The organism is Stenotrophomonas sp. GW821-FHT09E08 (assembly GCF_059416125.1).
The window spans coordinates 145,856-162,081 of sequence record NZ_JBWKOO010000006.1; the positions used below are offsets into that span (position 1 = coordinate 145,856).

At 66.5% G+C, this 16,226-nt stretch carries 13 protein-coding genes; 12 read left to right on the forward strand and 1 reads right to left on the reverse strand.

Annotated elements, in window-relative coordinates; all coding sequences use genetic code 11:
• Positions 1-15: 15 nt before the first annotated feature.
• From rodA to AC07M7_RS10265, 4 genes are all read left to right on the forward strand, one after another.
• On the forward strand, positions 16-1,095 hold the full coding sequence (rodA, locus tag AC07M7_RS10250) for a rod shape-determining protein RodA (RefSeq protein WP_428710013.1): 1,080 nt from the start codon (positions 16-18) through the stop codon (positions 1,093-1,095).
• A 1,072-nt stretch (positions 1,096-2,167) separates the two neighbouring features.
• The gene (mltB, locus tag AC07M7_RS10255; protein WP_046985795.1) at positions 2,168-3,313 is read left to right on the forward strand and encodes a lytic murein transglycosylase B; all 1,146 of its coding nucleotides are present in this window, start codon (positions 2,168-2,170) and stop codon (positions 3,311-3,313) included.
• A complete protein-coding gene (locus tag AC07M7_RS10260) occupies positions 3,310-4,581 on the forward strand; it encodes a septal ring lytic transglycosylase RlpA family protein (protein ID WP_046985794.1) in 1,272 nt (423 codons plus the stop codon). The genes mltB and AC07M7_RS10260 overlap by 4 nt, the downstream gene beginning before the upstream one ends.
• A 100-nt stretch (positions 4,582-4,681) precedes the next feature.
• Positions 4,682-5,902, forward strand: a complete 1,221-nt coding sequence (locus AC07M7_RS10265) for a D-alanyl-D-alanine carboxypeptidase family protein (protein ID WP_046985793.1) — start codon at positions 4,682-4,684, stop codon at positions 5,900-5,902.
• Between the two features lie 90 nt (positions 5,903-5,992).
• On the opposite strand, the gene AC07M7_RS10270 is transcribed toward AC07M7_RS10265, so the two are convergent.
• On the reverse strand, positions 5,993-7,066 hold the full coding sequence (locus tag AC07M7_RS10270; protein WP_495207313.1) for a lipid A deacylase LpxR family protein: 1,074 nt from the start codon (positions 7,064-7,066) through the stop codon (positions 5,993-5,995).
• A 358-nt stretch (positions 7,067-7,424) separates the two neighbouring features.
• Here AC07M7_RS10270 and AC07M7_RS10275 point away from each other — a divergent pair, with 358 nt between their 5' ends.
• The 8 genes from AC07M7_RS10275 (at position 7,425) to gnd (ending at position 16,076) form a co-directional block, all read left to right on the forward strand.
• Positions 7,425-8,417 (forward strand): CsgG/HfaB family protein, encoded by a 993-nt coding sequence (locus AC07M7_RS10275; RefSeq protein WP_136638951.1) that lies wholly within the window; start codon positions 7,425-7,427, stop codon positions 8,415-8,417.
• 168 nt (positions 8,418-8,585) lie between these two features.
• Positions 8,586-8,864, forward strand: a complete 279-nt coding sequence (locus AC07M7_RS10280) for a YbeD family protein (protein WP_012512125.1) — start codon at positions 8,586-8,588, stop codon at positions 8,862-8,864.
• Positions 8,852-9,562: a lipoyl(octanoyl) transferase LipB gene (lipB, locus tag AC07M7_RS10285; protein WP_046986305.1), complete on the forward strand. Its 711-nt coding sequence runs from the start codon at positions 8,852-8,854 to the stop codon at positions 9,560-9,562. Before AC07M7_RS10280 ends, lipB begins: the two co-directional genes overlap by 13 nt.
• An 18-nt stretch (positions 9,563-9,580) precedes the next feature.
• On the forward strand, positions 9,581-10,591 hold the full coding sequence (lipA, locus tag AC07M7_RS10290; protein ID WP_136638952.1) for a lipoyl synthase: 1,011 nt from the start codon (positions 9,581-9,583) through the stop codon (positions 10,589-10,591).
• Between the two features lie 301 nt (positions 10,592-10,892).
• On the forward strand, positions 10,893-13,070 hold the full coding sequence (locus AC07M7_RS10295) for a carboxy terminal-processing peptidase (protein WP_046986307.1): 2,178 nt from the start codon (positions 10,893-10,895) through the stop codon (positions 13,068-13,070).
• Between the two features lie 246 nt (positions 13,071-13,316).
• Positions 13,317-13,907 (forward strand): DUF2242 domain-containing protein, encoded by a 591-nt coding sequence (locus AC07M7_RS10300; RefSeq protein WP_295378966.1) that lies wholly within the window; start codon positions 13,317-13,319, stop codon positions 13,905-13,907.
• 17 nt (positions 13,908-13,924) lie between these two features.
• Positions 13,925-15,160 carry a hypothetical protein gene (locus AC07M7_RS10305; protein ID WP_495207356.1) on the forward strand — a complete coding sequence of 412 codons (1,236 nt, stop codon included), beginning with the start codon at positions 13,925-13,927 and terminating at the stop codon, positions 15,158-15,160.
• Positions 15,161-15,170: 10 nt separating this feature from the next.
• Positions 15,171-16,076, forward strand: coding sequence for a phosphogluconate dehydrogenase (NAD(+)-dependent, decarboxylating) (gnd, locus tag AC07M7_RS10310; protein ID WP_046986309.1), 906 nt, complete (start codon positions 15,171-15,173; stop codon positions 16,074-16,076).
• Positions 16,077-16,226 lie beyond the last annotated feature (150 nt).

Sequence of the window (16,226 nt, forward strand, 5' to 3'; positions counted from 1 at the left end):
GTGGAATGGAAACGTATGCTTGGCGGCTGCCGTGAGGCGGTGCGCACGATCGATCTGCCGTTGCTGGTCGCGCTGTTGATCCTGATGGCCGCCGGCCTGGCGGTGCTGCACAGCGTGTCCGGTCCGGTGGCCGGGCAGGCGGCGCGCTTCGCCGGTGGTCTGTTGGCAATGTGGTTGCTGTCGCGTGTCTCGCTGCTGCGTCTGCGCGCATGGACGCCTGCGTTGTATGCACTGTCGATGCTGCCGCTGATGGCGGTGTATGTGATCGGCACCGGCAAGTACGGGCAGCGCTGGCTCAACCTGGGCGTGTTCTATCTGCAGCCGTCCGAACTGCTCAAGCTCAGCCTGCCGTTGATGATGGCCTGGTACCTGCATCGGCAGCCGTTGCCGCCGTCGCCACGCACGGTACTCACCGCAGCGGTGCTGATTGGCGTGCCAGCGGTTCTGATCCTGATGCAGCCCAACCTCGGCACCGCCACGCTGGTGACCGCCAGCGGCGTGTTTGCGTTGTTGCTGGCCGGCCTGCACTGGGGCTGGGTGGCGACGGGGGCGGCGGGGCTGGCGGTGGCCGCGCCACTGGCGTGGTTCGGACTGCTGCGGCAGTACCAGAAGGATCGCGTGCTGACCTTCCTTGACCCGGCGGCGGACCCGCTCGGCACCGGCTGGAACATCCTGCAGTCTCGCATCGCCATCGGCTCCGGAGGCTGGCAGGGCCGTGGCTGGGGGCAGGGCACGCAGGCGACACTGGATTTCCTGCCCGAGTACACGACCGACTTCGCATTTTCAGTGCTCGCCGAGGAGTTCGGTTGGATCGGCGTGGCGACAGTGTTCGCACTCTACCTATTTGTGGTCGGGCGCTGCCTGTGGATCGCGGTGCAGGCGCGCGACACCCATGCACGGTTGCTGGCCGGCAGCCTGGGGCTGGCGTTCTTCGTCTACGTACTGGTGAACGGTGGAATGATTTCCGGCCTGCTGCCGGTGGTGGGCATTCCGATGCCGTTGATCAGCTACGGCGGGACATCGGCGGTCTCGCTGCTGGCCGGTATCGGATTGGTGATGGCGGTACGTGGGCACCGGCCCGTGCACGGGGGATAGGGTTTCCAGCCAACGGCGCAGCCCCTCGTGGGTGGTCGCGCAAAGCAGTTCATCGGTGCGGCCGGGTAGATGGGCTGCGCAGGGGGCGCTGCAAGTACGTCCATGTAAGCTCGGTCGCCGCATCCATGCGGCTCACGCCCCTGCGCAGCCCATCTACCCGGCCACGGACAGGTTCCGTGCGCGTCCACCCACGGAGAAGAAAAAGAAGATCAAAAGCAAAAGCAAAAGCGGCCTGGCGGATCGCTTCATTGCCTTGTGTAGAGCCGAAGGCACCGGCAGGAGCCGCTGCCAACATCGCCCACGGCGACGGCCTGAAGGGTGCCGGTCAGGACGACCGGCATAGCCATGCTCGGCTCACGAGCAAGCGCAGCGCGCGACCCGCTTTTGATCTTCTCTTTCTTCTCCGTGGGTGGCAGACCTCCGAAATCTGTCAGAGGGCGGTCGGGTTGGGTACGCGGGGGTGTCAGCCGCATGGATGCGGCTGCCAAGCCTCCAGGGACGGATTCACGGCGTCCCCCGCGCACCCAGCCCGACCGGCCCACCCATGGCTTCTGCTTTCCACGACCAACCAGACACCACCCACGAGGGGCTGCGCCGTTGGATGGAAACTTCCTGACTCTGCGCAACGCCCGTTGTGGAAGCGTTCTCACGACGATGCACGGCAGCACGCCCGCCGACCAAAGTCCGTAAAAAACGTTATCTGGTTCACACTTTTACAGCGCGTTGATCCTGATCAATGGACTTGTCGTAATCGGCCTGCACAATGGCGGCCCGTTCGGCACGGCGCGCCGTCAATCGTTGCAGCGCGAGGGGGGCGTCGGGCGGGAAGCAGTACTGGTCCAACGGGTACAGGGAGCGCGGGGGACTGCCACTGGGGAGCGGCAGCCGCGCAGGTACCGACCGGATCCGGTCGCCGGTTGCGTCTGCGGGGATGGGGACGCAACCGGCAACCTCTATCTGAATGGGGAAACGGGATCACGAGGTCTTCACATTTCCCGCTGCTCGCAGGCAAATCGTTGTGATTCATGGTGTTAGGGGTTTTAATTCATCCATGACCTGCTAACCTGCGACGATGATTCGACGCACTCTGGCCTGCATGCTCACCCTCGGCCTGGTCGCCTGCGCGACCCAGCCGAAGTCCCCACCGTCTTCGCCCCAGGCCAGCAGTACGCCGCGCCAACCTGCCGCCAAGGCCCATGGCCCGGCCGAGGCCGCGCCTGAAGCCACCGCTGCCACCGCGCCGCCGGTCGACCTCACCCCGGTCCCGTTCGAGACTGCGCGGGCACGGTTCATTGCCGATACCGCCAAGCGCTACGGCCTGAAGCCGGAGCAGATCAGCAGCGTGCTCGACCAGGCGCAGGTGCGCCAGCCGATCATCGCCGCCATGTCGCGCCCGGCCGAACGGGTCAAGCCGTGGAACGAATACCGGCCGATGTTCATCAGCAAGGCACGCATCGATGGCGGCCGCGCGTTCCTGGCCCAGCACCGTGCCGAACTGGATCGCGTGCAGCAGCGCACCGGGGTGCCGGCTGAAGTGATCGTGGCGATCATCGGCGTGGAAACCAGTTACGGCAAGAACGCCGGCAGCCATCGCGTGCTCGATGCGCTGTACACGCTGGCGTTCTATTACCCGCGCAGTGGCGACCCGGCCAAGCTGGAGCGCGAAGTGCGCCGCGAACTGTTCTTCCGCGATGAGCTGGCCAAGCTGTTCGAGCTGGGCCGCGAAGAAAACCTGGACATCACTACGCTCAAGGGCAGCTATGCCGGTGCGATGGGCATGGGCCAGTTCATGCCGTCCAGCTATCTGGATTACGCCGTTGACGGCAACGGCGATGGTCGCCGCGACCTGTTCACCAGCTATGACGACGTGTTCTCGTCCATCGCCAATTACTTCGTGAAGAAGGGCGGCTGGGTACGTGGTGGCCAGGTCGCCGTGCCAGCAACGCTGGCTGCTGGCCGCGAGGAATTCAACCCGACCGAGTGGATGCCCACCTGGTCGCTGGCCGATCTGGCGCAGCGCGGCTACCAGCCGAACGCAGCGGTACAGCCGGGCGCCACCGCTACCCCGATCACCCTTGAAGGCAGCGCCGGCAAGCAGTACTGGCTGGGCTTCCAGAACTACTACGCGATCACCCGCTACAACCTCTCGAAGATGTACGCGATGGCCGTGTTCCAGTTGTCCCAGGCCATCGCCGGACAGGAGCTGCCCCCGGCATGAACATCAGATGGCTGGTCCCAGGCTTGATCGTCCTCGCGCTGGCTGCCTGCAGCAGCGCGCCGAAGAAGCCGGCCACGGCCGGCCATGGCGGCAAGTCCGGCGGTACGCTGGTGCAGGGCCGTGGCTCACGCCCGGCGCATTGCCCGGAGGGCTCGCCGTATGCGGCCGCCAAGGAAGACCTCAATACCCGCGGCAACTACACTGCCGGTGGCCTGTACAAGCCGGGCGTGCGTGACAGCACGCCAGACTACATTCCCAACGTGGCCTGCATCCCCGAGCCGGAAGTAACCGCGGAAGAACGCTCGGCGATCGGCAACAAGACCCCGTACGTGGTGCTGGGCAAGTCCTACAAGGTGCTCGACGACACCCGCAACTATGTCGAGCGCGGTACCGCGTCGTACTACGGTGCCAAGTTCCATGGCCGCCTGACCTCCAACCGCGAGGTCTACGACATGTACCAGTTCACCGCCGCGCACAAGACGCTGCCGCTGCCCAGCTTCGCCCGCGTGACAAACCTGGACAACGGCGAATCGGTGATCGTGCGCGTCAATGACCGTGGCCCGTTCCACGACGGCCGCGTGGTCGATCTCAGCTATGCGGCCGCCGTGCGCCTGGGCATTACCCAGCGCGGCACCGGCAACGTCGAAGTGCGCGCGCTGCAGCCGGGCGAAAGCAACTTGATGGCGCAGAAGCCGTCTCGTCGCGAACGCCGGGCTGCGGAAGCCGCCGCTGCGGCAACTGCGGTGGCCAGTGCGCGGCCGGTACCGGCCGCACGTGCCGCCGCCGACAGTGACATCGATCGCCTGGTCAAGGGCCTGCCTGCCGATGGCATGCCGGCGCGCGGCCAGCCGGCCACCACCCAGGGCGTGGCCAGCACCGTGCCGGACGTGGCGGTCAGCAGCCTGCCGCCGAGTGCGCCGCCGGTACGCGGCACCGCGCCGGCACAGGCGGTCGTTGCCAGCACCACGCCGCGCGCTGTTGCGCCGGCGCCGGTCCGCACCACGCCAGCGGCACCCAGCCTGTCGCAGCAGGTAGTGGGCGCGGTGATGGTGCAGGTCGCCAGTTTCTCAAGCCGCGACAACGCCAACCGCGCGATGGGCCAGCTCAACGCCGCCGGTATCGTCGGCGCGACCATCAGCGACATCGCTGCCGGTGGCCGCACCCTGTTCCGCCTGCGCGTTCCCGCCAGCGACCATGCCAGTGCCGCGGAACTTGCCGGCCGCATCGCCGGTCTGGGCCTGGGTTCGCCGCAGATCGTCAAGGATTGATCCGCCCGGGCCGGTGCTGCCGGCCCATGCTCCCCCGGCCTTACAATGGCCGTTACGTTCCACCCTCCATTCCCGGCCGTCCCCTGGAGCCTGCTGTCCAATGAATTTCCGTTCCGCCGCCACCGCCCTGGCCGCCACCCTGGTGGTGGGCCTGGCCTCCGCCCAGACGCCGCTGCCGACCCCGGCCACGCCGGCGCCTGCCGCCGCCGCTGCTGCCCCGGCCACCGTCGCCACCCCGCCGGCACCCGCGCCCAGCGTGTCCAAAGCCTGGGTGCTGATGGATTACGCAACCGGCCAGGTGCTGGCTGGTGAAAACATCAACGAACAGCTGGCCCCGGCCAGCATTACCAAGGTGATGACGTCCTACGTGATCGCCGCCGAGGTCAAGAACGGCAAGGTCCGTCCGGACGACCAGGTGATGATGAGCGAGCGCGCCTGGCGCGAAGGTGGCGCGGGTACCGATGGCAGCTACAGCGGCTTCCCGGTCAACCAGACTGCACGCCTGGAAGACATGGAAAAGGGCATGGCGATCCAGTCCGGCAATGACGCCGCGATCGCCCTGGCCGAGCACGTGGCCGGCAGCGAAGAAGCCTTCGCTTCGCTGATGAACAGCTACGCTGCCAAGATCGGCATGAAGAACTCGCACTTCGTGAACGCCCACGGCCTGACCGCCCCGGGCCATCACAGCAGCGCCTACGACCTGGCCCTGCTGGGCCGCGCGATGGTGCGCGATTACCCGGAAACCTACGCGTACAACAAGATCAAGGAATTCCAGGTCGGCAACATCAAGCAGCCGAACCGCAACCTGCTGCTGTGGCGCGATGGCAGCGTGGACGGCATCAAGACCGGCCACACCTCGGAAGCCGGTTACTGCCTGATGAGCTCGGCCCAGCGCGGCGACCAGCGCCTGGTGGCCGTGGTGCTGGGTGGCGCTTCGGAAAAGCAGCGTGCCGACGACAGCCTGGCGCTGCTGAACTGGGGCTTCCGCTTCTTCGAGACCCACCGCCTGTATGAGCCGGGCAAGGCCGTGGCCGAGCACAAGGTCTGGAAGGGCACCACCGACAAGGTGCAGCTGGGCGTGGCCCAGCCGATGCTGGTGAGCGTGCCGCGCGGTCGCTACAACGACCTGAAGCCGAGCATCGACGTACCCAAGACCCTGGAAGCACCGTTCACCGCCGGCCAGCAGATCGGCACCGTGAAGGTGATGCTGGATGGCAAGCTGGTGGCCGAAGCGCCGCTGGTGGCGGTCGCTGCCGTTGAGCAGGCCGGCTTCTTCAAGCGCCTGTGGGACAGCTTCTGGATGTGGTGGGAATCGGAATGATCCACGCCTTGGCGTGGTGAACGGAAAAGGCCGGCGAATGCCGGCCTTTTTCGTTGGAATCGGTGTGCCGACCAACGGTCGGCAACTACCTTACAGCGACCGGCTGATGGTGAAGCTGCCGAACACGGGCGACTGGCGCTGGCCATCGAATTCGCGGGTGCCGTGGTAGCGCGCCACCGCGAACTTCCAACGGCCGCGCATCACTGCAATGCCATAACCGCCCTGTGCGACCACGTGGCGCTTGTCCACACTGTGGCTGCTGCGGAACGTGTTGCCGTCCAGCGTAATGTCGCGGATCACCCACGCCGCGTCGGTGGTCACGAACATGTGCCACGACCAGCCGCTGGCACGTCCACCACGTGTCGGCGCGGTGTTTTCGCCGGCCGGGCGCAGCGGCGTGCTGCCGAAGTCGTCGGGCAGCTTCCAGCCGAAGCGCACTTCGCCACCGGCGTTGGCCTTGGTTTCCAGGTTGCCGATCGCGCCGCCGTAGTGGCTGATCGCATCCCAGCCCCAGCCGCCGGCATTGACGCTGGCATCGGCCGGCCAGCGCCGCATGCGCTCGTGGGTCAGCATGAACACCGGCTCGTTGTGCAGCTGGTTGTCCCAGCCTTCGAACTTCTTGTCGTTGAGGATGTTGTGCACCGCATCCTGCACCTGCTTGCCCTGCGCCCACGGGCCGACCACGCCCAGCGCCAGCTGGGTGGTCTGCAGGCGGTCGCCGCTGCGCGCGTTGAAGCCGAAACTGGCCAGCAGCACACCGGCATACGGGCGGTCATCCTCGATCAGGTCGCGGCGCGTCGGGTCGGTCGGGGTGAAGATGCCCTGGCCGATGCTGAAGATCATGTTCTGTTGTTCGAACTTTCCCGGGTGCAGGCCTTCCAGGTACTGGTTCACCCAACGCGCCATACGCGGCAGGCACGGGTCATCGGTGTAGTCGACCAGATTCGGCGAGACCAGGGTCAGCTGCGCGCCGTTGGTGTAGCCCTGGTCCTGGTGGCGGCCGCCAAACAGGTCGTTGTCGACGCGGAAGTTGATCTGCGGCGGATGGTCGCGCATCGCGTCCGGACCACATTGTTCAGCTGCCTGGGCAGCAAGGGGGAGGGCGGTGGCCAGCAGGCCAGACAGCCCGAAGGCTGCGAAACAGCGTTTGGAAGGGGGGCTCATGGGGGGCGGATTCTATTTGTCGTTTTCAGCCGCGACACGGTACCCCCAGGCGGTCCGTGAAACGACCACACGGCGCTCACTTGTCTGTTCCGAAAACAACATTGTCCATCCGACACGATGTGATACGGAATGTGGGGTACTGCGGGCAGGGACGGGTGCCGGTGGACCCGTGCTCGGGACCGGTCGCGCGCCCCGGCGGGGCCAAGCCGCACGTCCAGTCAGCTGCGGTTGTGGTTGGGGGCACCTTGCCCTATTCTCTGCGCCGACGCCTGGGGGGCGTCGCTAAGGATTCAGGTCCCAGACCCTTTCTCAACCCATGGATTGTGCTTCGCCGTCGGCGAGGTGCTGGATGACTCAAATGAACAAATCGAATTCGCTCGCCCATGCGCTGGCCTGCGCGCTGCTGGGTGTCGGTCTGGTGGCCATCAGTGCCCCGGCTTCGGCTGGCCTGCGTGACAGTTTTGCCAACAGCCGTACCTCTGCCCAGGAGCAGAGCAAGAAGGGCCAGGCCGAGATTCCGGTGTGCACCAAGCCGCTGGGCTCCATCTCGGTGATCGAGCCGGAAGACGTTGTGAACTGGTGGACCGGCCAGCAGCTGCCGGCGCCTTCGAAGCTGATCAAGGTGTTCGTCAACAAGTCCAAGTGCTTCACGCTGGTGGACCGTGGGGTCGGCATGGCGGCGGCCCAGGCTGAGCGCGCGCTGGCCAGCGAAGGCCAGTTGCGCGGCCGCTCCAACATCGGCAAGGGCCAGATCCGTGCCGCCGACTACGTGCTGGTGCCCGACCTGATCTCGCAGAACAGCAACTCCGGCGGCAACGCCATCGGTGGCCTGCTGGGTGGCCTGATCGGCGGCAAGGCCGGTGCCGTGGTCGGCGGGCTGAACTTCCGCAGCAAGACCGCCGACGTGACCCTGACCCTGACCGACGTGCGCTCCTCCGAGCAGGTGGCCATTGTCGAGGGCAACTCCAAGAAGACCGACCTGGGCTGGGGCGCTGGTGGCGGCCTGTTCGGCGGCGGCGGCATCGGGGCCATGGGCGTGGGCGGCTATGCCAATACCGAAATCGGCCAGGTGATCACCCTGGCCTACCTGCAGGCCTACACCAACATGGTGGCCGAGCTGGGTGGCCTTCCGGCCAATGCGTCGGCCGCCAACGCCGGCCAGGCCGTGACCATGCTCAAGGCCGGTCGCCTGCTGGCCAATGCCAAGGGCACCGGCGCGCCGGTACGCTCGCTGGAGCCGGGCATGCTGCTGTACCCCACCGGTGTCAAGGAAGGCACGATGTGGGAAGTGGAAGACGAAATGGGCAACAAGGGCTGGGTCAACTCCACCCTGATGGAAACGGCCAAGTAAGCGGCCTGCATACCGGCTGCGTGCGGTATGTGTCCTGCCAGGGGCCGGCCTTCACGGGCCGGCCTTTTCCATGTGTAGGCCCCCTTGCAACGCAGCGGCCCGCAGATGCCGCGTTTGACGTTGATGAATACTCTTGGGTTTGTTGCCCTGCGGCCCGATAATGGGGGCATGGAAATCAAGTCCGACAACCCCGACCACGGCTTCCAGTTCCCCGGCCAGTTCGAGCTCAGCGCGATGGGCCCGGCCAACCGCGGCCTGGAACATGAGCTTCCCCGCCTGCTGCTGGCTGCCGGTATCGATGTGGTCAATGAACGCATCAGCTGGAAGCACTCGACCAACGGCAAGTACGTGTCTGTGCGCATGGTGTTCAAGGCCGAGAGCCGCGAACAGTACGATCTGGCGCACCAGGCACTGCGTGACCATCCGGAAGTGAAGTGGACGCTGTAGCCGACAGCTGCCCGGCCGAAGCCGCCCCTGAGCACCGCGCGCCGCGTCCGGCACTGGTCCGTGATCTCGGTCGTCAGGCCTATGAGCCGGTGTGGCGTGCCATGCAGCGCTTCACCGACCAGCGTGGCGACGCCGATGCCGACGAGCTGTGGGTGGTCGAGCACGATCCGGTGTTCACTCTCGGCCAGGCTGGCAAGGATGAGCACGTGCTGGCGCCGGGTGAGATCCCGGTGCTGCACGTGGATCGTGGTGGCCAGGTGACCTACCACGGCCCCGGCCAGATCGTGGTCTATCCGCTGCTGCGCCTGCCGCGGCTGGGTATCGGCGTGCGCGACTACGTGTGCCGCATCGAACAGGCGATCATCGACACGCTCGCCGAATGGAACATCGGCGCTGAGCGCCGCGAGGGCGCCCCCGGCGTCTATGTCGGTAACGCCAAGATCGCCGCGCTCGGCATCCGCGTGCGCCGTGGCTGCACCTTCCACGGCCTGGCCTTCAACGTGGCCATGGACCTGGAACCCTTCCACCGTATCAACCCCTGTGGCTATCAGGGGTTGCAGGTGACCTCGGTGGTAGACTTGGGTGGCCCCTCCGGGATGGATGCCGTCAAGCCGGTGCTGCTGGACCACCTGGCCCGCCAGTTCGGCCTGCTGCTGCAGCACACGCCCGAACTGCCTGATTTTTCTGCGGCCGCCTGACCGCCACCCGGAACTGCCATGACTGAATCCACCGCCCGTTCCATTCCCCTGCAGATCGTGCAGGGCGATTCTCCGTCCGCCGCGCCGTTGCAGGCCGGGGTCAAGCAGCTGGGCGGTGACAAGATCAACCGCTCGCCGGTGCAGTTCGCCGACGCGCCGGTGCTGCGCAAGCCGTCCTGGATCCGCGTGCGCATTCCCTCGGGCAATGCGGTGCAGAACCTGAAGGCCAAGCTGCGCGAGAACCGCCTGGTGACGGTGTGCGAGGAAGCCAGCTGCCCGAACATCCACGAGTGCTTCGGCCACGGCACGGCAACGTTCATGATCCTCGGCGAAGTCTGCACCCGCCGCTGCTCGTTCTGCGACGTCGCCCATGGCCGCCCGAAGCCACCGGATGCCAACGAGCCGGCCAGCCTTGGCCAGACCGTGGCCGACATGGGCTTGAAGTACGTGGTGGTGACCAGCGTCGACCGCGATGACCTGCGCGACGGCGGTGCCCAGCACTTCGTCGACTGCATCACCGCCATCCGCGAGAAGTCGCCGGGCACCCGCATCGAAGTGCTGACCCCGGACTTCCGTGGCAAGGGCCGCATGGAGCGCGCGCTGGAGATCCTGGCGCAGAACCCGCCCGATGTGTTCAACCACAACATTGAAACCGTGCCGGACCTGTACCGCAACGTGCGTCCGGGTGCGGACTACCAGTGGTCGCTGAACCTGCTGAAGAACTTCAAGGCGCAGCATCCGGAGGTGCCGACCAAGAGCGGCATCATGCTGGGCCTGGGCGAAGAGTTCGAACAGATCAAGGCCACCATGCGCGACCTGCGCGCGCATGACGTGGACATGATCACCATCGGCCAGTACCTGCAGCCGACCGCGCACCACCATCCGGTGCTGAAGTACTGGACGCCGGAAGACTACAAGGCGCTGGAAGACTACGGCTACGAGCTGGGCTTCAGCCACGTGGCCTCCGGCCCGATGGTGCGCTCGTCGTACCACGCCGACGTCCAGGCCAAGGGCGCAGGGGTCTCCTGAGGCCCCAGGCGGGCGCGGCCCGCCACCTTCGGTGGGTGCGAACCGTCCCGGTGGGTGCGAACCTTGGTTCGCACGCCTTTGCCTGCTATAGAGCCGAGCCCATGCTCGGCTGCTTGCTGACGGCTTGCCGAGCAAGGGCTCGGCCGTGCCTTCGCCTGCATTCACAATTTGCTACACCGGCCCCGCTAGGCTGGTTTTCCACCGAGCGCGGCCGGGTGACAAACCCGGCAACTTTCGGCACTGTCGTGGTGTCTGAACACCCCGCAGTCTCCCCCTTGGCAAGGCGCCTTCGAGCACGTCAATGAAATTCAAAGCCCCCGCATTCCTGATGGCCCTGGCGCTGGTCGCGCCGCTGGCGCTGGCGGCCAAGGCCGACTCGCCTGCATTGCCCGCAGCGGCAACTGCCGATCAGGTGACCACCTCCAAGCTGGTGTACGGCCTGTTGTCCGACAGCCGCTACGCCTATCGGCCGCGCGCGCTGGACGAGGCCACTTCCAAGGACGTGTTCAAGCGTTACCTGGAAACGTTGGACGGCGGCAAGCAGTACTTCACCCAGGCCGACGTGGCGCGCTTCGCGCCGTTCGAGGCGAACATTTCCTCGGCCATCCGTGGTGGCGAGCTGGAGCCGGCGTTCCAGGTGTTTGCGGTGTACAAGCAGCGGGTCGGCGAACGCGTGGCGTATGCACGCAGGCTGCTCAAGCAGGAGCCGGACTTCACCGCCGACGAGCGCTTCGAATACGACCGCAAGAAGGTGCCGTGGGCGGCCAGCAGTGCCGAACTGGACGAGCTGTGGCGCAAGTCGGTCAAGAACGATTGGCTGCGCCTGAAGCTGGCCGGCAAGAAGCCGGACGACATCCGCAAGACGCTGGACAAGCGCTATGCGACGCTGCAGAAATCAGTCAACGAACTGAAGGGCGAAGACGTCTTCCAGTTCTTCATGAATTCGTACACCAGTGCGGTCGATCCGCATACCGACTACTTCACCCCGCGTACCGCCGAGAACTTCAACCAGGCGATGTCGCTGTCGCTGGAAGGTATCGGCGCGCAGCTGCAGCGCCAGGACGACGTGGTGGTGATCCGCGAGATCATCGCCGGTGGTCCGGCGGCGGTGGACGGCACGCTGAAGCCGGGTGACCGCATTGTCGGCGTTGGCCAGGGCAAGTCCGGCCTGGTCGAGGACGTGATCGGCTGGCGCATCGACGATGTCGTGGCCAAGATCCGCGGCGCCAAGGACACCGAGGTCAAGCTGGAGTTCATTCCGGCGGCCGAAGGTGCCGACGGCAAGCACCACACCCTGGTGCTGACCCGGCAGAAGGTGCGCCTGGCCGAACAGGCCGCCAAGGGCGAGACCATGAGCATTCCGGCTGCCAACGGCGAGCCGGCACGCAAGATCGGCGTGATCAAGCTGCCGACCTTCTACCAGGACTTCGAAGGTCGTCGCCGTAATGCCGCCGACTACGCTTCGGCGACCCGCGACGTGGCCAAGCTGCTGGCCGGCTTCAAGAACGACAAGCTGGACGGCGTGGTGCTGGACCTGCGCAACAACGGCGGTGGTTCGCTGGATGAAGCCATTGAACTGACCGGTCTGTTCATCGAGCAGGGCCCGGTGGTGCAGGTGCGTGAATCCGGTGGTCGCATCACCGTCAACAGCGACCGCAACCAGGGCGTGGCCTGGGACGGCCCGCTGGCGGTGCTGATCAACCGCGGTTCGGCCTCGGCCTCCGAGATTTTCGCCGGCGCCATCCAGGACTACGGTCGTGGACTGGTGATCGGTGAGACCAGCTTCGGCAAGGGCACCGTGCAGAACATCGTCGACCTCGACCGTTGGCCGAGTGGCGAAACCCAGCGCTTCGGCCAAGTCAAGCTGACCATCGCCCAGTTCTTCCGCATCAGCGGCAGCAGCACCCAGCACAAGGGTGTGGTGCCGGACCTGGCGTTCCCGGCCAGCGTCGATGCAACCGAATTCGGCGAGAGCACCTACGACAACGCGCTGCCGTGGACCCGCATCGCCGCCGTGCCGCACACCCAGTACGGCAACTTCGCGCCTCTGCTGCCGAAGCTGGAAACCCGCCATGACGCGCGCATTGCCGCCGACAAGGAATTCCAGTGGTGGAACGAGGACGTGCAGCAGTTCCGCACCGAGGCCGCGAAGAAGTACATCTCGCTCAACGAGGCCACCCGTCGCGCAGAGCGTGAGCGCCAGGACACCCAGCGCAAGGAGCGCCAGGTGATGCGCAAGGAACTGGGCCTGGCCCTGGACCCGCTGGCCGATGACAGTAGCGATGACGGTCTGACCGGCAACGAGCGCGACATCGTCAAGGATGCCGCCCGCGAAAAGGCTGCCGAGAAGCGTCCGGACCCGCTGCTGCGCGAGTCCGCGTCGATCCTGTCCGATGCGGTGAACCTGCTGGCCAACGATCGCCCGCTGTCGGCGCAGGTGCTGCCGCAGTCCACTGGTGCCGGTCGCTGGGCTGACTGAGCCGGGGCGAGACGTTAGATACCCGAGGGGCCGGCATTGCCGGCCCCTTTGCGTTTGAGGACCTCATTCCAAGTGGCGCCCGGCCATGCCCGGCGAGCGAAGTGCATCGCGCGCTTCCGCCGGGCATGGCCCGGCGCTACCGGTGCATGAACAGGCCGCAACGACGGGGTCTGGTGGGCGTACTTTCGACCTGCCGCACACGGGCGCGGGACTACCCTTGGCCGTACTGTCCTCGCAGGAGTACCCATGCGGGCCTCCCGTTTTTCCAGTGCTGCCGTGGCGCTCGCCAGCGCCCTGATCCTGTCGGCCTGCGGTGGTCGTGCCGCCGACAGCACCGTGCTGCGCGAATCCTTTGATTCCGGCGATACCTTCTCGCGCACCGTCGATGGCCGCGCGGCTGACGCCTGCGAGGCTGCGCGGCGCACGCTGCTCAGCCAGGGCTACGCAATCGCCCGTTCCGACGACACGCAGGTGGAAGGCAACAAGAACTTCCAGCCGCGCGAGGATGACCACGAACAGCTGGTGCTGCGCATCTCCTGCGCGCCGCGTGGCAGCCAGACGCTGGTGTTCGTCAGCGCGGTGCAGGACCGCTACGCGCTGAAGAAGAGCCCGACCTCAGCCAGTGTCGGTGTCGGTGCGCTGGGCTCGGTGTCGCTGCCGTTCGGCAGCAATGACGACTCGCTGGTGAAAGTGGCCAGCAGCACGGTCACCGATGCCGAGTTCTATCGCCGCTTCTTCCAGCGCCTGCAGCAGTATCTGCCGGCGGCCGCAGCCCCGCCCGCGCCGCCTCCGACCGCACCACCGGAACCCGCACCGGCCAGCCTGGACCAGGGTTGAGCGTGCGCGGCAGGTTCATGTGCGTGGCCCTGTTGCTGGCCCCGCCGCTGGTCACGGCAGCTCCCATCGACTGCACGCAGGGCCTGCTGCAGCGGTTGGGCTGGCAATTCGACGAGGCGACGGTGGCCGCGCCACAGGTGCAGGGTGGTCCGGTGTGCACGCGTGCGTCGCTGGCTGAAGCGCAGGCGGCAGGTGATCTGCGCGTGCGCTGGCCGACGGCATTGCCGACCCAGGCTCGGCAGGCGCTGCTGCAGCAACTGCTGGAAGATCCGGCCACGGTCTGCGCCTATGCCTTCCAGTTGGGGGCAGCCACGCAACGTACGGCCTCGGCATTGCAGGACAACCCGGCCTTCCGCTTCTCCGGCCCGCAGCTGGGCTGGATCGGCTTCGGACTGCAGGGCGCGCAGGCACAGGGCTGGCAGCGCACGCGTAGTTTCGGCCGTGGCTTCGTGCCCAGCGCGGGCAACAGCCAGGCGCTGCAGACGTTCTACAGCGGTGCCGTGCGTGCCGAATGCGGGGTCGGCCGCCAGGTCGCGCAGCTGGCCACGCAACGAGAGCTGTATGGCGATGCTGCATTCGATACTGAGTTCGCAGCGGATGAACTGTCGATCGGCACCTTCCTCGCCCTGCACAAGACCGACAGCATCCTGCTTGGCGCGCATGCCGGCGATTTCTTCGCCGATGGCAAGGCGGTGCGCACGTCGGCGATGGGGCGGCAGGCCTTCGTTGGCGTGCCCGGTTTCATCGAGCATGTGTATGACAAGGGCACGCTGGATGACCTGAGCAACCAGGCCGAGAACTTCGTCGTGGTCGAGGTGGGCGAGGGCGCCGCGCAGGCACTGGCTGAGCATGGCGGCCTGGCCTGGTACGACCAGCGTAATGCCGAACTGTGGACGCTGGCGCAGCGTATTCCGCGCGTCGGCCGGCGCTACTTCGAGCGGCTGCTGTTCGAGCGCGACCCGGACCTTCGTGCACGGCTGGAACCGCGCTACCACGACACGCTCGCGCGAATGGACCAGCTGCTGGACGATCCGTTCTACCAGCAGTTCGTGATCTATGTGCACCCGCGCGGTATACGTCCCATCGGCTACCACATCGCCCGCCTGCTTGATCGCAACCCGCGAACGCCGTTTTCGATCGATCTGGCGGTGCACAATCTGCATACCACGCTCTACCGGCGTTGGCGCGAGGCGCAGCTGCGCCACTGCGCGGCTACCGGCAGGCCAGGCAGCCTGACCCTAGACCCCAACTGAAGGTGAAACAATGGACATTGCAATGATCGGCCTCGGCCGCATGGGCGCCAACATGGCCCAGCGCCTGCATCGCGGCGGCCACCGCGTGGTCGGCTACGACCCGGGCGAGGGCGCCCGCCAGCGCGCTGCCGAGGCCGGCCTGGAAGTGGTTGATTCGCTGGCCGCGGCCGTCGCCGCCCTGCCGGTACCGCGCGTGCTGTGGCTGATGGTGCCGGCCGGCGAAACCGTCGACCAGACCCTGGGCCAGTTGACCCCGCACCTGGCTGAAGGCGATATCGTCATCGACGGCGGCAACTCCAACTATCAGGACTCGATCCGCCGCGCCAAGGCGCTGGCCGAGGACGACCTGGGCTATGTCGACTGCGGCACCAGCGGTGGCGTGTGGGGCCTGCAGGAAGGCTACAGCCTGATGGTCGGTGGTGAAGCGTCGGTGGTGGAGCAGGTCGCACCGCTGCTGCGCACGCTGGCACCGGCCGAAGACCGCGGCTGGGCGCGTGTCGGCCCGTCCGGCGCCGGCCACTTCACCAAGATGGTCCACAACGGCATCGAGTACGGAATGATGCAGGCCTACGCCGAAGGCTTCGCACTGATGGAGCGCAAGCAGGAAATGGAGCTGGACCTGGCCCAGGTGGCCGAGGTGTGGCGCCACGGCAGCGTGGTGCGTTCGTGGCTGCTGGACCTTAGCACCGAGGCGCTCAAGCGCAATCCGTCGCTGGATGGCATTGCACCGTACGTGGAAGACTCCGGCGAAGGTCGCTGGACGGTTGCCGAAGCGATCGCACTGGATGTACCGGCGCCGGTGATCACCTTGTCGCTGCTGGAACGCCTGCGCTCGCGTGAATCGAATTCGTTCACCGACCGCCTGTTGTCGGCGATGCGCAACGAATTCGGCGGTCACGCGATCAAGAAGTCGTAATCACTGCGGTGGGGGCGGATCCCTTTCCGTAGGAAAGGGCTCTGACCCCATGAAGCCAGTCGAGCTGGCTCGACTCTACAAAAGCCGTCTCCGATCGTTCCCACGTCATCCACGCCTGGCGTGGATGTGTCGACCAAGGTCGACACCTAC